This is a genomic window from Streptomyces geranii (assembly GCF_002954775.1).
Taxonomy (GTDB): Bacteria; Actinomycetota; Actinomycetes; order Streptomycetales; family Streptomycetaceae; genus Streptomyces; species Streptomyces geranii.
In genome coordinates this window covers 146206-166223 of the sequence record NZ_PJME01000003.1, presented here as the reverse complement: position 1 = coordinate 166223, position 20018 = coordinate 146206, and the positions used below count along the sequence as shown (strand labels likewise).

At 71.1% G+C, this 20018-nt stretch carries 15 protein-coding genes; 9 read left to right on the top strand and 6 right to left on the bottom strand.

What is annotated here, in order from left to right:
• Positions 1 to 92 precede the first annotated feature (92 nt).
• The 5 genes from CW359_RS05760 (at position 93) to CW359_RS05740 (ending at position 5682) form a co-directional block, all read left to right on the top strand.
• Positions 93 to 1787: an AMP-binding protein gene (locus tag CW359_RS05760; protein WP_232838240.1), complete on the top strand. Its 1695-nt coding sequence runs from the start codon at positions 93 to 95 to the stop codon at positions 1785 to 1787.
• An 80-nt stretch (positions 1788 to 1867) separates the two neighbouring features.
• Complete coding sequence (locus CW359_RS05755) at positions 1868 to 2683, top strand: PaaX family transcriptional regulator (protein WP_105968659.1); 816 nt, start codon at positions 1868 to 1870, stop codon at positions 2681 to 2683.
• 178 nt (positions 2684 to 2861) lie between these two features.
• Positions 2862 to 3437, top strand: coding sequence for an adenylyl-sulfate kinase (gene cysC, locus CW359_RS05750; protein ID WP_105968658.1), 576 nt, complete (start codon positions 2862 to 2864; stop codon positions 3435 to 3437).
• 11 nt (positions 3438 to 3448) lie between these two features.
• Positions 3449 to 4366 (top strand): sulfate adenylyltransferase subunit CysD, encoded by a 918-nt coding sequence (cysD, locus tag CW359_RS05745; RefSeq protein WP_232838239.1) that lies wholly within the window; start codon positions 3449 to 3451, stop codon positions 4364 to 4366.
• A gap of 2 nt (positions 4367 to 4368) precedes the next feature.
• Positions 4369 to 5682 carry a sulfate adenylyltransferase subunit 1 gene (locus CW359_RS05740; protein WP_105968656.1) on the top strand — a complete coding sequence of 438 codons (1314 nt, stop codon included), beginning with the start codon at positions 4369 to 4371 and terminating at the stop codon, positions 5680 to 5682.
• Here the strand turns inward: CW359_RS05740 and CW359_RS05735 are convergent.
• Both CW359_RS05735 and CW359_RS05730 read right to left on the bottom strand, forming a co-directional pair.
• Positions 5666 to 8047 carry a bifunctional salicylyl-CoA 5-hydroxylase/oxidoreductase gene (locus CW359_RS05735; RefSeq protein ID WP_105968655.1) on the bottom strand — a complete coding sequence of 794 codons (2382 nt, stop codon included), beginning with the start codon at positions 8045 to 8047 and terminating at the stop codon, positions 5666 to 5668. The two genes, CW359_RS05740 and CW359_RS05735, sit on opposite strands and share 17 nt — an antisense overlap.
• On the bottom strand, positions 8044 to 8874 hold the full coding sequence (locus CW359_RS05730; RefSeq protein ID WP_105968654.1) for an enoyl-CoA hydratase family protein: 831 nt from the start codon (positions 8872 to 8874) through the stop codon (positions 8044 to 8046). The genes CW359_RS05735 and CW359_RS05730 overlap by 4 nt, the downstream gene beginning before the upstream one ends.
• A 276-nt stretch (positions 8875 to 9150) precedes the next feature.
• Between CW359_RS05730 and CW359_RS05725 the strand changes: the two genes are divergently transcribed.
• A complete protein-coding gene (locus tag CW359_RS05725) occupies positions 9151 to 9609 on the top strand; it encodes an ATP-binding protein (protein ID WP_105968653.1) in 459 nt (152 codons plus the stop codon).
• A 192-nt stretch (positions 9610 to 9801) separates the two neighbouring features.
• Here CW359_RS05725 and argF read toward each other — a convergent pair whose 3' ends face one another.
• Both argF and CW359_RS05715 read right to left on the bottom strand, forming a co-directional pair.
• Complete coding sequence (gene argF / locus CW359_RS05720; RefSeq protein ID WP_105968652.1) at positions 9802 to 10812, bottom strand: ornithine carbamoyltransferase; 1011 nt, start codon at positions 10810 to 10812, stop codon at positions 9802 to 9804.
• A gap of 146 nt (positions 10813 to 10958) precedes the next feature.
• Complete coding sequence (locus CW359_RS05715; protein ID WP_198655102.1) at positions 10959 to 12197, bottom strand: arginine deiminase; 1239 nt, start codon at positions 12195 to 12197, stop codon at positions 10959 to 10961.
• Positions 12198 to 12368: 171 nt separating this feature from the next.
• Here CW359_RS05715 and CW359_RS05710 point away from each other — a divergent pair, with 171 nt between their 5' ends.
• Together CW359_RS05710 and CW359_RS05705 are read left to right on the top strand one after the other, a co-directional pair.
• On the top strand, positions 12369 to 13373 hold the full coding sequence (locus CW359_RS05710; RefSeq protein WP_105968650.1) for an SPFH domain-containing protein: 1005 nt from the start codon (positions 12369 to 12371) through the stop codon (positions 13371 to 13373).
• A complete protein-coding gene (locus CW359_RS05705) occupies positions 13370 to 14272 on the top strand; it encodes an NAD(+)/NADH kinase (protein ID WP_105968649.1) in 903 nt (300 codons plus the stop codon). The genes CW359_RS05710 and CW359_RS05705 overlap by 4 nt, the downstream gene beginning before the upstream one ends.
• A gap of 125 nt (positions 14273 to 14397) precedes the next feature.
• Here the strand turns inward: CW359_RS05705 and CW359_RS05700 are convergent, their stop codons facing one another.
• The gene (locus tag CW359_RS05700) at positions 14398 to 16986 is read right to left on the bottom strand and encodes a polynucleotide kinase-phosphatase (RefSeq protein WP_408647455.1); all 2589 of its coding nucleotides are present in this window, start codon (positions 16984 to 16986) and stop codon (positions 14398 to 14400) included.
• Positions 16983 to 18479, bottom strand: a complete 1497-nt coding sequence (locus tag CW359_RS05695) for a 3' terminal RNA ribose 2'-O-methyltransferase Hen1 (protein ID WP_105968648.1) — start codon at positions 18477 to 18479, stop codon at positions 16983 to 16985. Before CW359_RS05695 ends, CW359_RS05700 begins: the two co-directional genes overlap by 4 nt.
• A gap of 122 nt (positions 18480 to 18601) precedes the next feature.
• On the opposite strand from CW359_RS05695, the gene CW359_RS05690 reads away from it, so the two are divergent.
• Positions 18602 to 19996 carry a M1 family metallopeptidase gene (locus tag CW359_RS05690; RefSeq protein ID WP_105968647.1) on the top strand — a complete coding sequence of 465 codons (1395 nt, stop codon included), beginning with the start codon at positions 18602 to 18604 and terminating at the stop codon, positions 19994 to 19996.
• Positions 19997 to 20018: the final 22 nt, after the last annotated feature.

Genomic DNA, 20018 nt, shown 5'->3' with positions numbered 1-20018 from the left:
ATACGCTCCTTGTGCAGGACGGGCCCAGACCGCAGGACGGGCCCGGACCCCGGCCCACCACTACGCCGACCACGGCAAGGGGGCGCCCCGCCATGGATCCCATGCACCCCACGCATCCCCGGCCGCCCGGGTACGGCAGGGCTCCCGAGGACCGCGCCGACCCCGTGGCTCCCGCGCGCCGGGTCCCCTCGGCCCACGTCGACACCTTCGCGCGCGACCACCTCCCGCCCCCGGACCAGTGGCCGGACCTCAGCTTCGACCTGCCCGAGCTGCACTACCCCGAACGGCTCAACTGCGCGGCCGAGCTGCTGGACGGCGCCGGCTCCGCCCCCGGGCGCCCGGTGTTCCGTACCGCCGCCGGTGAGACATGGACGTACGGCGAGCTGCGCACCCGGGTGGACAGGGTCGCGCACGTGCTCACCCGGGACCTCGGGGTCGTACCCGGCAACCGGGTGCTCCTGCGCGGCCCCACCACGCCCTGGCTCGCGGCCTGCTGGCTGGCGGTGCTGAAGGCGGGGGCCGTCGCGGTCACCGTGCTGGCGCAGCAGCGTCCGCACGAGCTGAGCACGATGTGCGAGATCGCCGGGATACGGCACGCCCTGTGCGACAGCCGGGCCCTGGACGACCTCGCCAGGGCCGGGATACCGGGGCTGCGGATCATGCCGTACGGCGGTGACGGCCTCGACGACCTGCTGAACCGTCCGGTGCCCGGGACCCCGTACCCGGCCGTGGACACGGCAGCCGACGACGTGGCGCTGATCGCTTTCACGTCCGGCACCACCGGTCGCCCGAAAGGGTGCATGCACTTCCACCGGGACGTTCTCGCCATCGCGGACACCTTCTCGCGGCATGTGCTGAAGCCGCGCGCGGACGACGTGTTCGCGGGCAGTCCGCCGCTCGGTTTCACCTTCGGGCTCGGCGGTCTGGTGGTCTTCCCGATGCGGGTCGGGGCGAGTGCGCTCCTGCTCGAACAGGCGGGCCCCAAACAGCTGTTGCCGGCCATCGCCGAGCACGGTGTGTCGGTGCTGTTCACCGCGCCGACGGCGTACCGGGCGATGCTCGACGGGCTGGACTCGCACGACACCGGCTCGCTGCGGCGCTGTGTCTCGGCGGGCGAGAACCTGCCCGCGGCCACCTGGCAGGCCTGGTACGAGCGGACCGGGCTGCGGCTGATCAACGGCATCGGCGCGACCGAGCTGCTGCACATCTTCGTATCGGCGGCCGACGAGGACATCAGGCCCGGGACGACCGGGGTGCCGGTGCCGGGGTGGCACGCGCGCGTGCAGGACGAGAACGGTGAGCCGGTGCCGGACGGGACGCCCGGGCTGCTCGCGGTACGCGGTCCCGTCGGGTGCCGGTATCTCGCCGATCCCCGACAGGGCACATATGTGCGGGACGGGTGGAACATCACCGGGGACACGTATGTCCGCGAGGCCGACGGGTACTTCCGGTACGTGGCCAGGGCGGACGACATGATCATCTCGGCCGGGTACAACATCGCGGGCCCCGAGGTCGAGGAGGCGCTGCTGCGCCATCCGGACGTCGTGGAGACGGCCGTGGTGGGGCGGGACGACGAGGCACGCGGGCAGGTCGTGGTGGCGTACGCCGTGCTCAAGGAGGGCGTACGGCAGGACGCGGAGGCGTTGCGCGCGTTCGTCAGGGCGGAGCTGGCACCGTACAAGTGTCCGCGCGAGTTCGTCTTCCTGGACGCGCTGCCCCGGACGGCGACCGGAAAGCTCCAGCGCTTCCGGCTGCGAGCGGCCGACCCGGCACAGTCCCCCTCATGAAGTGATCTTGACCGAAATTCATGCACCGGAGGTAGTTGACCAGCGGAAATGGCGACAACCAGTGATTCCGGCGGCCTAAAATGATCAACGTGTCCGAACTGCACGCCCCTCGGTCCCTCATCGTCACGCTCTACGGCGCGTACGGCCGTTTCATGCCCGGCCCCGTACCCGTCGCCGAGCTGATCCGGCTCCTCGCCGCGGTCGGCGTCGACGCGCCCTCCGTCCGCTCGTCCGTGTCCCGGCTGAAGCGGCGCGGTCTGCTCCTGCCCGCCCGTACGGCGCAGGGTGCGGCCGGGTACGAACTCTCGCCGGACGCCCGCCAGTTGCTCGACGACGGCGACCGGCGTGTGTACGCCGCCGAGCCTCCCCCGCACGACGAGGGCTGGGTGCTCGCGGTGTTCTCCGTCCCCGAGTCGGAGCGCCAGAAGCGCCATGTCCTCCGCTCCCGCCTGGCCGGACTCGGCTTCGGCACGGCGACCCCGGGCGTCTGGATCGCCCCCGCGCGCCTCTACGAGGAGACCCGGCACACCCTGGAACGGCTGCGCCTGGACCCGTACGTCGACTTCTTCCGAGGTGAGCACCTGGGCTTCGCGGCGACGGTCGAGGCGGTGTCCCGCTGGTGGGACCTGGCCGCGATCGCCAAGGAGCACGAGGCCTTCCTCGACCGGCACGCGCGCGTGCTGCACGACTGGGAGAAACGCGCGGACACCCCGCCCGAGGAGGCGTACCGCGACTATCTGCTGGCCCTGGACTCCTGGCGCCATCTGCCGTACGCCGACCCCGGCCTGCCCGCGCACCTCCTCCCGGCGGACTGGCCGGGCGTCCGCTCGGCGGCGGTGTTCCAGGGGCTGCACGGGCGGCTGCGGGACGCGGGGGCGGGGTTCGTGGGGCTGTGACACGTGTCCGATTCCGGTGAGACGCGGGTGAGACGCCGGTGACACGTGCACTCGCGTGTGACCTCAGCCACATCAGCTGTCACTAACGCAACCCTCAGGTTCCTCTTCGCCTCTTCTCAAGTTTCTTACCTAGCGTCCGTGGGGCCGCACGCCGGGAGAGAGACGAGGACTGTTGCGTATGACCACCACGGCCAGGCCCACGGGACCGACCGGGACCAGGGCTCGGGGAGCCACTGTCTGGCTCACCGGGCTGCCGAGCGCGGGTAAGACGACGATCGCCCAACTGCTCGGCGACCGGCTGCGCACCGAGGGACGCCGGGTGGAGGTCCTCGACGGCGACGAGATCCGCCGCTTCCTCTCCGCCGGCCTCGGCTTCTCCCGCGAGGACCGCAACACCAACGTCCAGCGCATCGGCCTCGTCTCCGAGGTGCTCGCCCGCAACGGCGTCCTGTCCGTCGTCCCGGTGATCGCCCCCTACGCCGACAGCCGCGAGGCCGTTCACAAACGGCACGACGCGAGCGGGACCCCGTACATCGAGGTGCATGTCGCGACCCCGGTCGAGGTGTGCAGCGAACGGGACGTGAAGGGCCTGTACGCCCGGCAGGCGGCGGGCCGACTGACCGGCCTGACCGGCGTCGACGACCCGTACGAGCCGCCGGTGGACCCGGCGTTGACCCTGCGGACGCAGGAGCAGACGCCTGCGGAGTCGGCGGACGCGGTGTACGCGTTGCTGGCGGAGCGGGGGCTCGTGTGAGTGGGGCCCAGGTGAGTAGGGCTCAGGCGAGTGGCTTCGTGCTGTCGCATCTGGATGCCCTGGAGTCCGAGGCGGTTCACATCTTCCGTGAGGTGGCGGGGGAGTTCGAGCGGCCGGTGATTCTCTTCTCCGGCGGCAAGGACTCGATCGTCATGCTGCATCTGGCGCTCAAGGCGTTCACGCCGACCGCGATTCCCTTCTCCCTCCTGCATGTTGACACCGGGCACAACTTCCCCGAGGTCCTTGAGTACCGGGACCGGGTGGTGGCTGCCCATGGGCTGCGGCTGCATGTGGCCTCCGTGCAGGAGTACATCGACCGGGGTGCGCTGCGGGAGCGGCCGGACGGGACGCGGAATCCGCTCCAGACCGTGCCGTTGACGGAGCGGATCCAGGCGGAACGGTTCGACGCCGTGTTCGGGGGCGGGCGGCGGGACGAGGAGAAGGCGCGGGCGAAGGAGCGGGTGTTCAGTCTGCGGGACGAGTTCTCGCAGTGGGATCCGCGCAGGCAGCGGCCGGAGTTGTGGAATCTGTACAACGGGCGGCACGCGCCCGGCGAGCACGTCCGCGTGTTCCCGCTCTCCAACTGGACGGAGCTGGACGTCTGGCAGTACATCTCCCGCGAGGGCATCGAGTTGCCCGAGATCTACTTCGCGCACTACCGCGAGGTGTTCCGGCGGGGCGGAATGTGGTTGACCGCCGGTGAGTGGGGCGGGCCGCGGGCGGACGAGGCCGTCGAGAAGCGCCGGGTGCGGTACCGGACCGTCGGCGACATGTCCTGCACGGGTGCCGTCGACTCGGACGCGGGCACGCTCGACGCCGTGATCGCGCAGATCGCCGCGTCCCGGCTCACCGAGCGGGGGGCCACCCGTGCCGACGACAGGATGTCCGAGGCCGCGATGGAAGACCGTAAGCGCGAGGGGTACTTCTAGCCATGACCAGCACCATCGACACGGCCGTCACCATCGACACCCTGCGGTTCGCGACGGCCGGTTCGGTCGACGACGGCAAGTCCACCCTCGTGGGGCGGCTGCTGCACGACTCCAAGTCGATCCTCACCGACCAACTGGAGGCCGTGGAACGGGTTTCGGCGAGCCGGGGCCAGGACACTCCCGACCTGGCACTGCTGACGGACGGGCTGCGGGCCGAGCGCGAGCAGGGCATCACGATCGACGTGGCATACCGCTACTTCGCCACCCCCAAGCGCCGGTTCATCCTCGCCGACACACCAGGTCACGTGCAGTACACCCGCAACATGGTGACGGGTGCCTCCACGGCCGACCTGGCGATCGTCCTCGTGGACGCCCGCAACGGCGTGGTCGAGCAGACCCGACGGCACGCGGCTGTCGCGGCGCTGCTGCGGGTGCCGCACGTCGTGCTCGCGGTCAACAAGATGGACCTGGTCGGGTACGAGGAGGAGCGGTTCGACCGGATCGTCGCCGAATTCGCCGCGTACGCCGAGGAGTTGGGCGGCGGGTTGGGCTGTGGCTTGGGTAGTGGGTCGAGTGGCGGGTCGGGCGGTGGGGTGGATGGTGGGTCCGGGGTGGCCGGCTTCACGCCGGTCCCTGTCTCGGCGCTCGTCGGGGACAACGTCGTAGACCCGTCCACGCACATGGACTGGTACGGCGGGCCGGTGCTCCTCGATCACCTGGAGAACGTGTCGGTGGCGGTGGGCGGCGACTCCGCCGACGCGCCCGCCCGCTTCCCCGTGCAGTACGTGATCCGGCACGGCGAAGTCCGGCACTACGCCGGGCAGTTGGTGTCGGGCTCGCTGCGGGTGGGCGACCGGGTGACCGTTCAGCCGTCCGGGGAGACCTCCGAGATCACCGGTATCGATGTGCTGGGCACGGCGGCCCGGGTCGCGTACGCGCCGCAGTCGATCAGCGTCAGTCTGGCCGACCAACGGGACTTCTCACGCGGGGACATGCTCACCGCCGGTGCGGACGCGCCCGCGCTCACGCAGGACGTCCACGCCTCCGTCTGCCATCTCACCGACCGCCCGTTGCGCGTCGGCGACCGGGTCCTGGTGAAGCACACGACCCGTACGGTCAAGGCCGTGGTCAAGGACCTCGGCGGGGCTGCCGAGTTGGCGGCGAACGACCTGGGCCGCATCACCCTGCGCACCGCCGAGCCACTCGCCCTCGACGACTACGCGGTGTCCCGCCGCACGGGCGCGTTCCTGCTGGTCGACCCGGCGGACGGCTCGACGCTGACGGCGGGCATGGCCGAGGTCAACTCCCCAGTGTGAGCCGGGGTTTGGGGGCGTCCGTGCGTCCGCTGCGGGGGCGTCGGCTGCCCGCGCGGTACGGCGTCGGCCAGACGGCGCCCGGACCCTCGTACCCCTGCTCGGCCGCCGCGTGCAGGGTCCAGTTCGGGTCGTAGAGGTGGGGGCGGGCGAGCGCGCAGAGGTCTGTACGGCCCGCCAGGATCAGGGAGTTGACGTCGTCCCAGGAGGAGATCGCGCCGACGGCGATCACCGGGGCGCCGGTCTCGTGGCGGATGCGGTCGGCGAACGGGGTCTGGTACGAACGGCCGTACTCCGGGCGCTCGTCGGCCACGACCTGCCCGGTCGAGACGTCGATCGCGTCGGCGCCGTGGGCGACGAAGGCGCGTGCGATGGCGACGGCGTCCTCGGCCGTCGTACCGCCGTCGGCCCAGTCGGTGGCCGAGATACGGACGGTCATGGGCCGCTCCCCCGGCCACACCTCCCGTACGGCGTCAAAGACTTCGAGGGGGAAGCGGAGCCGCGCGGTGAGCGGGCCGCCGTACGCGTCCGTGCGGTGGTTGGTGAGCGGGGAGAGGAAGCCGGAGAGCAAGTAGCCGTGGGCGCAGTGGAGTTCGAGGAGATCGAAGGACGCGTCGGCGGCCCGGCGGGCGGCTGCGGTGAACTGCTCGCGAATGGTGGCAAGTTGAGTGTGGGTGAGTTCGTGCGGGGTCTGGCTGCCGGGGCGGTACGGGAGCGGGGAGGCGGCCAGCAGGGGCCAGTTGCTGTCGCCGTCGGCCAGGGGCTCGTCCATGCCCTCCCACATCAGCTTCGTCGAACCCTTGCGGCCTGAGTGGCCGAGCTGGAGGCCGAGTGCGGTACCGGGGGCATGCGCGTGCACGAAGGCGGCGATGCGCTGCCAGGCCTCGGCCTGTTGGTCGGTGTAGAGGCCGGCGCAGCCCGGGGTGATGCGGCCCTCGGGGCTCACGCACACCATCTCGGTCATCACCAGCCCGGCGCCGCCCAGCGCGCGGGCGCCCAGGTGGACGAGGTGGAAGTCACCGGGGACGCCGTCGGTGGCCGAGTACATGTCCATGGGGGACACGACGACGCGGTTGCGGAGGGTCAGTTCGCGCAGTCGGAAGGGCGTGAACATGGGCGGGGTGGCGGGCGGGCAGCCGAACTCCCGTTCCACGGCGGCCGTGAAGTGCGGGTCGCGCAGGCGCAGGTTGTCGTGGGTGACGCGGCGGCTGCGGGTGAGGAGGTTGAACGCGAACTGGCGGGGCTGCTGGTCGAGATAGAGCGGCAGGTTCTCGAACCACTCCAGGCTGGCGCGGGCCGCCCGTTGTGTGGACTCGACAACAGGCCGCCGCTCCTCCTCGTACGCCGTCAGCGCCTCGGCGAGCGTCGGCCGCTCCTCCAGACAGGCGGCGAGCGCGAGGGCGTCCTCGACGGCGAGCTTGGTGCCGGAGCCGATGGAGAAGTGGGCGGTGTGGGCGGCGTCGCCCAGGAGGACGACGTTGCCGTGGGACCAGCGGTCGTTGACGACCGTACGGAAGGTGGTCCAGGTGGAGTTGTTGGCGCGCAGGGGGCGTCCGCCGAGGGCGTCGGCGAAGATTTTCGCGCAGCGGTCGACGGAAACGGAAGAGGCTGTGTCCGGTTCGTTTTCGTTGAAGCCCGCCGCCCGCCATACCTCCTCGCGCATCTCGACGATCACGGTTGAGGCGTCGGGGGCGTACGGGTAGCCGTGCAGCTGCATCACGCCGTGTTCCGTCTCCGCGATCTCGAAGCGGAAGGCGTCGAAGGCGAAGTCGGCGGCGAGCCAGAGGTAGCGGCAGCGGTGGGTGGTCAGTCGGGGGCGGAACTCCTGGGCGTAGGCCTCGCGGGTGGTGCTGTGGACTCCGTCGGCCGCGATGACCAGGTCGTGCGTCTCCGCCAGCCAGGCCGGGTACGGCGCCTCCGTACGGAAGCGCAGCTCTACGCCGAGTTCGCGGCAGCGGGTGTGCAGGATTTCGAGGAGTTGCTGTCTGCCGAGGGCCGCGAAGCCGTGGCCTCCGGAGGTGTGGCGGGTGTTGCGGTGGACGATGTCTATGTCGTCCCAGCGGGTGAAGTGGTGTTGCAGGGCTTCGTAGACGGCGGGGTCGGCGTGTTCTATGCCGCCGAGGGTTTCGTCGGAGAGGACGACTCCGAAGCCGAAGGTGTCGTTTGGGGCGTTGCGTTCCCAGAGGGTGATTTCGCGGTCGGGGCGGAGGCGTTTCAGCAGGGCTGCGGCGTATAGGCCTGCGGGGCCGCCGCCGATTATCGCGATGCGTTGGGGGTTGCTGGTCGTCGTTGGCGGGTGCGGCGCCGCTGTGGCTGGGCGCGCAGTTCCCCGCGCCCCTGAGGGGGCTGCCCCTGGAGTCCGCTTCATTTGCCGCGCCACTTCGGGGGGCGTTTTTGCGTGAACGCCTCGTGGAATTCCTTGTAGTCCTCGCCCGTCATCAGCAGAGCCTGGGTGGCGGCGTCGAGTTCCACGGCCGCCGCCAGGGGCATGTCCAGTTCGGCGGTGAGGAGGGCCTTGGTCTGGGCGTATGCCAGGGCCGGGCCCTCGGCGAGGCGGTGGGCGAGGGTCTGGGCGGCCTCGTCGGCTCGGCCTTCGTCGGTCAGTTCGCTGATCAGGCCGATGCGCTCGGCCTCGGGGGCGCGTACCGGCTCGCCGAGCATCAGGAGGCGGGTGGCGTGGCCGAGGCCGACGACGCGGGGCAGCAGGTAGGCGGCGCCCATGTCGCCGCCCGAGAGGCCGACCCGGGTGAACAGGAACGCGAAGCGGGCGGAGGGGTCGGCGACGCGGAAGTCGGCGGCCAGCGCGAGGACGGCCCCGGCGCCCGCCGCCACTCCGTGCACCGCCGCGATCACCGGGAACGGGCACTCCCGTACCGCCCGCACGACCTGCCCGGTCATCCGGTTGAAGTCGAGCAGCTGGGCCGTGTCCATGCCCAGGGTGGCGCCGATGATCTCGTCGACGTCGCCGCCGGAGCAGAAGCCGCGGCCTTCGCCGGCCAGCACCAGCGCCCGTACGGACCGTTCCCGGGACAGCTCGGCGAGGAGGTCGCGCAGGTCGGCGTAGGCGCCGAAGGTGAGGGCGTTGAGCTTCTCCGGGCGGGCGAGGGTGACGGTGGCGACGCCGGTGGGAGTGAGGTCCAGGCGGAGGTGGTGCCAGGTGGAGGTGCGGGGGGTCGAGCCGGTGAAGGGACTCATGGTTCAAAATTATCACCGATATGTGACTGTCGTCATGAGAGCGCGATAGAGGAATGGGGAGGAGGGGGCGCTCACGCGGTCTGTTTCGGTGATGCGGTCGCGTCACGAGGTGTCAATAACGCGGTAACAGTGGGAGGGGTTGCGGGAGACGGGCCGTTGGTCTGGGTAAGCCGAACGGTGAGCGGGACTGCCGAAGGTCCCGTGCGGCGCCCGACAAATGCCTCTGCCGGGCCTCGCCGTACCATTCCTATTGTTGAAAGCAGGACAGCCTGCTCCATGAACGGAACCGCCTTGCAAGAACCCCCCGCCTCCGCCCCCGCCTCCTGGCGTATCGCCCTGCCGCACACCGCCGCGGCGGTGCCCGTCGCCCGTGCGCTGGTCCGTACCGCCTTGGCCGAGCTGGAGCATGCGGCGGCGGACTGCGACACCGCGGAGCTGCTCACTGCGGAGCTGGTGGCGAACGCCGTGGAGCACACGGCCGGGGACGCGCCGATAGAGCTGGTGGTGGAGCTGCTGCCGACCAGCTGCCAGGTCGAGGTCCACGATCCGGACCCGGCACCGCCGGGGAATCTGACGCGACCGGTGTCGGAGGAGCCGGATCCCTGGCAGGAGCACGGACGGGGCCTGCTCCTGATCCGCACCCTCAGCTCGTCCTGCGGCCACCGGACGACTGCGTCGGGCAAGGCGGTGTGGTTCAGGGTGCCCGTGGTGCCGGCACAGTGGCGTCGGGCGTAGGGCTTTTCCTCGCCCCCGCCGCCCCTACCCGTCCCATCCTTCGGGGGCTCCGCCCCCGAACCCCCGCTCCTCAAACGCCGGAGGGGCTGGGTATGTCAGCCCGTCCGGCGTTTGAGGACAAAGGGGGGTCTGGGGGCGCAGCCCCCAGGGATGGGAACGGGTAGGGGCGGCGGGGGCGAGGAAAAAGTCGCCTCAGCCCAGCGCAGCGACCAGCACAGCCTTGATCGTATGCAACCGATTCTCCGCCTCGTCGAACACGACCGAGTGCCCCGACTCGAACACCTCGTCCGTCACCTCCAGCGACTCCAGCCCGTACGTCTCGTATATCTCCCGCCCGACCTTCGTCCCCAGATCATGGAACGCCGGCAGACAGTGCAGGAACTTCACCCCCGAGTTCCCCGTCGCCCGCAGCACATCCATCGTCACCGCATACCCGGCCAGCGCAGCGATCCGCTCCGCCCAGATCTCCTTCGGCTCCCCCATCGACACCCACACGTCGGTGGCGACGAAGTCGACCCCCAGCACCCCCTCCGCCACCGACTCCGTCAGCGTCACCCGCGCCCCGCTCGCCTCCGCCAGCTTCCGCGCGTCGGCGACGACCGCCTCGGCGGGCCAGTACGCCCTCGGCGCGACGATCCGTACGTCCATGCCGAGCAGCGCGCCGGTGACCAGATACGAGTTCCCCATGTTGAAGCGCGCGTCGCCGAGGTAGGCGAAGGCGATCTCCCGCAGCGGCCTGCCGCCGCCGTGCTCGACCATCGTCAGTACGTCGGCCAGCATCTGGGTCGGGTGCCAGGCGTCGGTCAGGCCGTTGAAGACGGGCACGCCCGCGTGCGCCGCCAGCTCCTCGACCGCCTCCTGGCTGTCACCCCGGAACTCGATCCCGTCGTACATCCGTCCGAGCACCCGCGCGGTGTCCTTGACCGACTCCTTGTGCCCCATCTGCGAACCCGACGGATCGAGGTACGTCGTCGAGGCCCCCTGGTCCGCCGCCGCGACCTCGAACGCGCAGCGCGTACGCGTCGAGGTCTTCTCGAAGATCAGCGCGATGTTCCTGCCCACCAGATACCGCGTCTCGGTCCCGGCCTTCTTCGCCGCCTTCAGCTCCGCGGCGAGATCGAGCAGCCCGCGGAACTCCTCCTCGGTGAAGTCCAGCTCCTTGAGGAAGTGGCGGCCGGCGAGGGCGGTCGGGACAGTCGCCATGGGGGCGCTCCAAGTGATCCGGCAGTACGTACATGACACAGACGCGTGGAAGTCTATACGACTCCTCACATTTATATACGGCCGGATTTCTCCTAGGTTTCCTAGGTCTTCCAGGTCATCCAGATCGTCCAAGTCATCCAGGTCGTCTAGGTCACCGCGTCCCGCTCCACCGGACAGCTCATGCACCGCGGCCCGCCCCGCCCCCGCCCCAGCTCGCTCCCCGGGATCTCGATCACCTCGATGCCCTGCTTGCGCAGATGCGTGTTCGTGGTCGCGTTGCGCTCGTACGCGACGACCACACCCGGCTCGACCGCGAGGACGTTGCAGCCGTCGTCCCACTGCTCGCGCTCGGCCGCGTGCACGTCCTGGGTGGCCGTGAGGACGCGGATCTCGCTGAGGCCCAGCGCGGCGGCGATCGCCCGGTGCATGTGCTCCGGCGGATGGTCGGTGACCTTCAACTCCTTGTCACCGACGCCCGGTTCGATGGTGTACGAGCGGAGCATGCCGAGTCCGGCGTACTGGGTGAAGGTGTCCCCGTCGACCATCGTCATCACCGTGTCGAGGTGCATGAACGCGCGCCGTTTGGGCATGTCGAGCGCCACGATCGTCTCGGCCGACCCGGCGGCGAACAGCTTGTGCGCGAGCATCTCGACCGCCTGGGGCGTGGTGCGCTCGCTCATGCCGATGAGTACGGCGCCGTTGCCGATGACGAGGACGTCGCCACCCTCGATGGTGGAGGGGTAGTCCGCCTGCCCCTGCGACCAGAGGCGGAAGGTTTCGTCATGGAACGCCTCGCTGAAGAGGGGGTGGTGCCGGTAGATCGCCTCGAAGTGCACGGTCTCCCGCTGCCTGGCCGGCCAGCGCATCGCGTTGATGGAGACGCCGTCGTAGATCCAGGCGGAGGTGTCGCGGGTGAAGAGGTGGTTGGGGAGGGGGCCGAGGAGGAAGTCGTCCAGCTCCATGACGTGGAAGCGGACCGAGGTCGGTTCGGCGTGCGCGGCGAGGAACTCGCGCTTGGTGATGCCGCCGATGAGCAGTTCGGCCAGTTCGGCGGCGGGCAGGTTCTCGAAGGCGGCTCTGAGGTGGTCGGTGGCGAGCGGACCGTACTCCTTCTCGTCGAAGACCCGGTCCAGTACGAGGGTCCGGGCCACCGGGATCGCCAGGGCCTCGGTGAGCAGGTCGCCGAAGAGGTGGACGGCGACGCCCCGGTCGCGCAGCACGTCGGCGAAACCGTCGTGCTCGGCGCGCGCCCGGCGTACCCACAGCAGGTCGTCGAAGAGGAGGGCGTCCTTGTTGCTGGGGGTGAGCCTTTTGAGCTCTAGGTCCGGCCGGTGCAGGATGACGCGGCGCAGCCGCCCGGCCTCGGAGTCGACATGGAATCCCATACCTCCATCCTGACCACTCCGCACCGCGTTCACCCGCCGGCCGGCGGATGTGGGGGATAACCCTCACCACACCGCTCCCCCGCCACTCCCGCATCTCGTCCCCTTGACGATAAGCGGATGGACCGAATATCGTCCACTTGACGAAAAGTGCTGCGGAGGGACGACAGACACATGGCCGACATCACCCGGCGCCTCGGCTGGCGCCATCTGCGGGGCACGCCCACGGCCCACATCCGCCACCACCGCTCGGGCCAGTTGACGCACGACGGCCCCGGACTCAGCTTCTGGTTCCGCGCGCTGACCGCAACGCTCTCCGAAGTCCCGGTCGACGACCGCGAGTTGGCGATGACCTTCCATGCCCGTACGTCCGACTTCCAGGACGTCGCGGTCCAGGCGACCGTCACCTACCGCGTCAGCGACCCCGCCCTCGCCGCCGCCCGCCTCGACTTCTCCGTCGACCCGGACACCGGCGTCTGGCGCGGCGCACCCCTGGAGCAGCTGGCGACGCTGCTGACGGAGACGGCCCAGCAGCACGCCCTGGACGTCCTCGCCCGTACGCCCCTGTCGTCCGCGCTGGTCGACGGGGTGGCGTCGGTACGGGAGCGGGTCGCGGCGGGACTGGCCGCCGAGCCGCGCCTGCCGGCCACGGGCATCGAGGTCGTCGCCGTACGCGTGGTGGCCCTGCGGCCGGAACCCGAGGTCGAGCGGGCGCTGCGCACCCCCGCCCGCGAGCAGATCCAGCAGGAGGCCGACCGGGCGACGTACGAACGCCGTGCGGTGGCCGTGGAACGCGAGCGGGCCATCGCCGAGAACGAGCTGGCCAGCCAGATCGAACTCGCCCGGCGCGAGGAGCAGTTGGTCGACCAGCGGGGTACGAACGCCCGCCGCGAGGCCGAGGAGTACGCGGCTGCCGACGCGGTACGGGCCGAGGCGGAGGCGGCGCGCGTGGTGCGGCTCGCGGAGGCGGAGGCCGAGAGCGTGCGGGGCGTGGGCGAGGCGCGGGCCGAGGCCCAGGCGGCGTGGCTGCGCGCCCACGCCGACGCGGACGTGGCACTGCTGCACGCCCTGACGGGCACCCGGCTCGCCGAGAACCTGCCCCGGATCGACAGCGTGACGGTGTCGCCGGACGTCCTGACCGGCCTGCTCGCCAGGCTGGGCGGCGGAGCGCGGGAGTGAGCCTCGCGCCACGGGCCGTACTGGTCCATCGCACCACGGAGTACGAGGAGTTGGTGGCCCGGCACGGCACGCACGGCCAGGCCGCCTTCTTCCTCCGCTCCCGCGGCCGGGACATCGAGGAGGTGGCGGAACGCCACCACCGCACGCGCCGAGCGCTGACGGAGGTGACGGCGGCGATCCCGCTGACCTGGCGTCAGACCCGGCTGGAGCGAACGGACTTGGACCGTTTCCTCTTCGCACCCGAGGACGTGGTCGTCGTGGTCGGGCAGGACGGGCTGGTGGCGAACGTCGCCAAGTACCTGTCCGGGCAGCCGGTGGTGGGCATCGACACGGACCCCGGCCGCAATCCGGGCGTCCTGGTACGCCACCGCCCGGCGGACGCGCGGACGCTCCTCCCGTCGGTACTCGCGACGGCGACGGGCGTCACCGAACTCACCATGGTCGAGGCGGTAGCCGACGACACCCAACGCCTGCTGGCCCTCAACGAGATCTACCTCGGCGCCGCCGGTCACCAGACCGCCCGATACCGCCTGAGCCTCGACGACGACAGGGGTGCCGTCGAGGCCCAGGCATCGTCCGGGGTGCTGGTGGGGACAGGGACCGGGGCGAGCGGCTGGCTCCGCTCGGTCTGGCAGGACCGCGGCGGCACGGGCCCACGCCTGCCGGCCCCGACGGAGAACCGCCTGGTGTGGTTCGTCCGCGAGGCCTGGCCGTCCCCGGCGACCGGGACGTCGTTGGTCGCGGGGGAGTTGGGGGCAGGGGGTGGGCTGACTCTCACGGTGGAGTCCGAGCGGTTGATCGCTTTCGGGGACGGGATCGAGAGCGATGCGGTGGAGTTGACCTGGGGGCAGCGGGTTCGGGTGGGGGTGGGTGGGGAGAGGCTGCGGTTGGTCGACTGATTTTCCGTCGCCCCCGCCGCCCCTAGGTATTCAGCCCGTCCGGCGTTTGAGGACAAGAGGGGGGTCTGGGGGCGCAGCCCCCAGGGATGGGAACGGGTAGAGGCGGCGGGGGCGAGGAAAGACCCCTACAACCGTGGGTCCACCGGCTCCGACTCCAGCGCCAGCACCCCGAACACAGCCTCATGCACCCGCCACAACGGCTCCCCCTCCGCCAGCCGGTCCAGCCCCTCCAACCCCAACGCGTACTCCCTGACCGCAAGCGACCGCTTGTGGTTCAGGAACCGCCCCCGCAGCCGGGCGAGGTTCTCCGGGCGCGTGTACTCCGGCCCGTAGATGATCCGCAGATACTCCCGCCCCCGGCACTTGATGCCGGGCTGCACGAGCCGCCCCTTGTCGTCCCGCACCACACCCCCGAGCGGCTTCACGACCATGCCCTCACCACCCCGCCCGGTCATCTCCAGCCACCACTCCACGCCCGCCCGCACCGACTCGACGTCACCCGTGTCGACGTACAGGCGTCGAGTCGTCTGCAGCAACCCGGAGCCGTCGTGCTCCACCAGCCGGTCCAGCAGGGCCAGTTGCTCGTCGTGCGGCAACCCGGCCAGGCTGCGTCCCTCGGTCGCCAGGAGCTGGAAGGGGGCCAGCCGGACCCCGTCCAGACCCTCCGTCGGCCAGCAGTAGCGCCGGTACGCCTCCGTGAACGCCGAGGCGTCGGAGGCCCGTTCACGCTGGCGGGCCAGCAGGTCGCCCACCTCGACGCCCCGCGCCGCAGCGCCCTCCAGCGCGGCCAGCGCCCCCGGGAACACCGCCCCGGACGCGGCGCCCACCGCGGCGTACTGGGACCGGAGCAGCCCGGACGCCTTCAGCGACCACGGCATCAACTCGGCGTCCAGGAGCAGCCAGTCGGTGCCCAGCTCGTCCCACAGACCGGCCCCGTCCGCCGCCGCCCGCACCCGGCCGAGGATCTCCTCGGTCACGGCCGGGTCGTCGAGGAACGGCCGCCCGGTACGCGTGTACAGCGCCCCGCTCACACCACCGTCGGGGTCCACACCGAACCGCTTCCCGGCCACCTCCGCGTCACGGCACACCAGCACGACCGCCCGCGACCCCATGTGCTTCTCCTCGCACACGACCCGCTCGACCCCGTCGGTCCGGTACTGCTCGAACGCCTCCGCCGGGTGCTCCAGATACCCCTCCACCTGCGAGGTCGCCGTCGGTGCCATCGTCGGCGGGAGGTACGGCAGCAGGCGCGGGTCCACCGCGAAACGGCTCATGACCTCCAGTGCAGCCGCCGCGTTCTCCTCGCGGACCGTGATCCGGCCCGCGTACCGCGTCTCCACCACCCGGCGGCCGTGGACGTCCGCCAGGTCCAGCGGCCGGCCGTCGTGCCCGCCCGGTGCCTCCGAACGCAGCGGCCTGACCGGCTCGTACCAGACCCGCTCGGCGGGTACGTCGACCAGCTCCCGCTCCGGCCAGCGCAGCGCGGTCAGCTTGCCGCCGAAGACCGCACCGGTGTCCAGGCAGATGGTGTTGTTGAGCCAGCTCGCCTCGGGGACGGGCGTGTGGCCGTAGACCACGGCCGCCCGGCCCCGGTAGTCCTCCGCCCACGGGTAGCGCACCGGCAGGCCGAACTCGTCGGTCTCCCCGGTCGTCTCGCCGTACAGCGCGTGCGAGCGCACCCGGCCGGACGTGCGGCCGTGGTACTTCTCGGGCAGACCGGCGTGGCAGACCACAAGGCGTCCGCCGTCCAGGACGTAGTGGCTGACCAGTCCGTCGATGAACTCCCGGACCTGGGCACGGAATTCGTCGCTCTCCCCCTCCATCTGCCCGATGGTCTCGGCGAGGCCGTGGGTGTGCTGGACCTTGCGGCCCTTGAGGTGGCGGCCGTACTTGTTCTCGTGGTTGCCGGGCACGCACAGCGCGTTGCCCGACCCGACCATGGACATCACGCGGCGCAGTACGCCCGGGCTGTCCGGGCCCCGGTCGACGAGGTCGCCGACGAAGACCGCCGTACGGCCGGCCGGGTGCACGCCGTCCTCGTAGCCCAACTTGCCGAGCAGGGTGTCCAGTTCGGAGGCGCAGCCGTGGATGTCGCCGATGATGTCGAAGGGGCCGGTGAGGTGGGTCAGGTCGTTGAAGCGCTTCTCGGTGCGGACCTCGGCCGCCTCGATCTCCGCCACGCCCCGCAGGACGTGCACCTTGCGGAAGCCCTCGCGCTCCAAGTGGCGCAGGGAGCGGCGGAGTTCGCGGATGTGGCGGTGGATGACCCGGCGGGGCATGTCGGCCCGGTCGGTGCGGGAGGCGTTGCGTTCGGCGCAGACGTCGTCGGGCACGTCGAGGACGACGGCGATCGGCAGGACGTCGTACTGCCGGGCCAGTTCGATCAGTGGCTTGCGGCTGCCCTCCTGCACGTTGGTCGCGTCGACGACCGTACGGCGGCCGGAGGCGAGTCGCTTGCCCGCGATGTAGTGCAGGACGTCGAAGGCGTCCCCGCTGGCGCTCTGGTCGTTCTCGTCGTCGGCGACCAGGCCCCGGCAGAAGTCGGAAGAGATGACCTCGGTGGGCTTGAAGTGCCGCCGGGCGAAAGTGGACTTGCCCGAGCCGGACGCCCCGATCAGGACGACGAGGGAGAGGTCGGTGACGGGCAGGACGCGTCCCTTGCTCTCCATACCCTCAGCGCTCTCGGTGGTCTCGGTGTTCTCGACGTCGCTCATGCGGCCTTCGCCTCCTTCTTCTCGGTCGTGGTCCCGGTGACGGTCTCGGATCCGGTCCTCAGCGTGAAAACGGCCATCTGGGTCGGCGGGCCGACCTCGGGGTCGTCCGGGCCGACCGGCACGAACTCCGCCTCGTAGCCGTGCCGTTCGGCCACCGTGGTCGCCCAGGCGCGGAACTCCTCCCGCGTCCACTCGAACCGGTGGTCGCTGTGCCGGCTGTGCCCGGCCGGGAGGGTCTCCCAGCGGACGTTGTACTCGACGTTCGGTGTCGTCACGAGGACCGTGCGGGGGCGGGCGGCGCCGAACACCGCGTACTCCAGGGCGGGCAGCCGCGGGAGGTCGAGGTGCTCGACGACCTCGCACAGCACGGCGGCGTCGTACCCCTTGAGCCGCTTGTCGGTGTAGGCGAGCGAGCCCTGCAGCAGTTGGACTCGCGCCGCCTGCCGCTCCCCCATCCGGTCCAGCTTCAGCCGCCGCGAGGCGATGGTGAGCGCGCGCATCGACACATCGACGCCGACGATCTCGGTGAACGCCGGGTCCTTGAGCAGCGCCTGCACCAACTGGCCCTGTCCGCAGCCGAGATCGAGGACACGGGCGGCACCGGACGCGCGCAGCGCGGCGAGGATCGCGTCCCGGCGCTGCACGGCGAGCGGGGTGGGCCGCTCCTCCGTCTCCGTCTCCTCCTCGACGGCGTTGTCGATCTCCTCGACCTCGCTGTCGTCGGTCTCGGCGAGCCGGACCAGTTCCAGCCGTTCCATCGCCTCGCGGGTCAGCGACCAACGGCGGGACAGATAGCGGCTGGTGATCAGTTTCTGCTCGGGGTGCTCGGCCAGCCAGCCCTCACCGGCCCGCAGCAGCTTGTCGACCTCGTCGGGCGCGACCCAGTAGTGCTTGGCGTCGTCGAGGACGGGCAGCAGGACGTACAGATGGCGCAGCGCCTCGGCGAGGGTCAGCGACTCCGATTCGAGGACGAGACGCACATACCGCGAGTCGCCCCACTCCGGGAACTCCGGGTCCAGCACGACCGGTTCGGCGGTCACCGTCCAGCCGAGCGGCGCGAAGAGCTGTCGTACGAGGTCCGCGCCGCCCCGGGCCGGTACTGCGGGTACCTCGACGCGCAACGGGCGGGTCTCGCCCGGGAGTTCGGGCTTCGCCCGGCACTGGCCCTTCATCGCGGTGCTGAAGACGGCGCTCAGCGCGACGGCGAGCAGCGAAGAGGCCGCGTACGGGCGGTCGTTGACGTACTGCGCGAGTGCCGCGTCCGGTGCCCCGCCGCGCCCCTTGCCCTTGCCGCGCCGGACCAGCGCCACCGCGTCGACCTCCAGCAGCAGCGCGGCCGTGCAGCGCTCGGCGGACGCCTCGGGGTAGAGGACGTGCGCGGTGCCGTAGGACGTGGAGAACGTCTGCGCGTTGTCGGGATGCTTGTGCAGCAGGTAGCCGAGGTCGGTCGCGGGGCGTTCGGCGGTGCCGGTGGTGCTGATCGTCAGGAACACGGTGGGTAGGCCTTAGCGAAGGGTGTGAGCTGCGGATACGTTCTGTGCGTCAACGTACAGGGAACGCCCCCGGCGCACTCGGGCATTTTCTCTGTGCGTCCGATGTGACAGGATCCGCTGCCATGTCGTCGCTGCCCGCGTGGTCGTCAAGAACCGGTCGCCGTCTGCCGGCGCTCCTGCTCGCACTGCTCCTCGGCGCGAGTTCCACCGCGGCCGAGGCCGCCACCGTGCCCGGCGCGAAGGCGAGTGCCCCCGTCGCGACACCCGACCGGCTCCGCTACGACGTGAGTCTGCGCGCCGACGCCGACGGCTCCCGCTGGACGGGCAGGCAGCGGGTGTCCTTCCGCAACGCCTCCGACCGGCCCCTGCGCGAGGTGTACGTGCGCCTGTGGGGCAACGGCGAGGACGGCTGCGGCACGCCCGGCAAGCCGTCCCCGATCAGGGTGTCCAAGGTCGGCGGCGGCACCGCGGGCGGCCTCACCGTCAACTGCACGGCGCTGCGCATCGGTCTGCCCAAGCCGCTCGCACGCGGTGCGCGGACGGCCGTCGCCTTCGACGTGTCCGTCACCGTGCCCGCACGGAACAACCGCTTCGGCCGCGAGGGCGCGTTCCGCTTCCTCGGCAACGCGCTGCCGGTCCTCGCCGTGCACGACGCCAAGGGCTGGCATCTCGACCCGTACGTCTCGACCGGCGAGAGCTTCTACTCCCTGGCGAGCGAGTTCCGGGTGCGCCTCGACCACCCGTCGGCCCTCAAGGTCCCCGCCACCGGCCGCACTTGGACCCGCCCGGGCGGGCATGGCCGCACGATCACCCGCAGTGTCGCCCACCGGGTACGGGACTTCGCGTGGGCGGCGGGCCCGTTCCGCACCGCGACGGAGACCTCACCCGGAGGCGTGCGCGTCAAGTCGTACTGGTCGCCGGGCACTTCGGCCGGGGGCGTGCGCCTCAACCGCCGGGACGGGGTCGCCGCCGTCGACCGGTTCGGCAAGGAGTTCGGCCGCTATCCGTACGGCGAGATCGACCTCGTGATGACCAGCGGGTTCGGCGGCGGCAGGGAGTACCCGGGCCTGGTGTTCCTCGGCACCACCGAGGAGGGCAGCGCGGTCGTCCACGAGATCGCCCACCAGTGGTGGTACGGCATCGTGGGCAACGACGAGTACGCCTCACCGTGGCTGGACGAGAGCTTCGCGCAGTACGCCAACGCGCGCTTCTACGGCTGGGACACCCGCGACTGCTGGTCGGAGGACGACTGGCCCAGCGACCGAGCCGCGCTCACCAACTCGATGGCCTACTGGGCCGCCCACCCCGGCGAGTACCACCTCGTGTACACGGCCGGCCCCTGCGCCCTGGCGGACCTGGAACGCACCCTCGGAGCCGGCACCATGGCACGGCTCCTCAAGCGGTACGCCCACGACCACTGGTACGGCGTCTCCACCACCGCCGACTTCAAGAAGGCCGCCCAGTCCGTGACGGCCAAGGACCTGACCCCCTTCTGGAAGCGGCACCGCATCCGCTGAGGCCAGGACGGCCGACCGCGCA

What these genes read in the sequence shown, in the direction of transcription:
- CW359_RS05710 (WP_105968650.1), top strand. Translation starts at nt 12,369, where the DNA reads ATGGCCGACATCACCCGGCGCCTCGGCTGGCGCCATCTGCGGGGCACG.
- CW359_RS05740 (WP_105968656.1), top strand. Translation starts at nt 4,369, where the DNA reads ATGACCAGCACCATCGACACGGCCGTCACCATCGACACCCTGCGGTTC.
- cysC (WP_105968658.1), top strand. Translation starts at nt 2,862, where the DNA reads ATGACCACCACGGCCAGGCCCACGGGACCGACCGGGACCAGGGCTCGG.
- CW359_RS05690 (WP_105968647.1), top strand. Translation starts at nt 18,602, where the DNA reads ATGTCGTCGCTGCCCGCGTGGTCGTCAAGAACCGGTCGCCGTCTGCCG.
- CW359_RS05760 (WP_232838240.1), top strand. Translation starts at nt 93, where the DNA reads ATGGATCCCATGCACCCCACGCATCCCCGGCCGCCCGGGTACGGCAGG.
- CW359_RS05715 (WP_198655102.1), bottom strand. Translation starts at nt 12,197, where the DNA reads ATGGGATTCCATGTCGACTCCGAGGCCGGGCGGCTGCGCCGCGTCATC.
- CW359_RS05735 (WP_105968655.1), bottom strand. Translation starts at nt 8,047, where the DNA reads ATGAAGCGGACTCCAGGGGCAGCCCCCTCAGGGGCGCGGGGAACTGCG.
- CW359_RS05755 (WP_105968659.1), top strand. Translation starts at nt 1,868, where the DNA reads ATGATCAACGTGTCCGAACTGCACGCCCCTCGGTCCCTCATCGTCACG.
- CW359_RS05700 (WP_408647455.1), bottom strand. Translation starts at nt 16,986, where the DNA reads ATGAGCGACGTCGAGAACACCGAGACCACCGAGAGCGCTGAGGGTATG.
- CW359_RS05725 (WP_105968653.1), top strand. Translation starts at nt 9,151, where the DNA reads ATGAACGGAACCGCCTTGCAAGAACCCCCCGCCTCCGCCCCCGCCTCC.
- argF (WP_105968652.1), bottom strand. Translation starts at nt 10,812, where the DNA reads ATGGCGACTGTCCCGACCGCCCTCGCCGGCCGCCACTTCCTCAAGGAG.
- CW359_RS05730 (WP_105968654.1), bottom strand. Translation starts at nt 8,874, where the DNA reads ATGAGTCCCTTCACCGGCTCGACCCCCCGCACCTCCACCTGGCACCAC.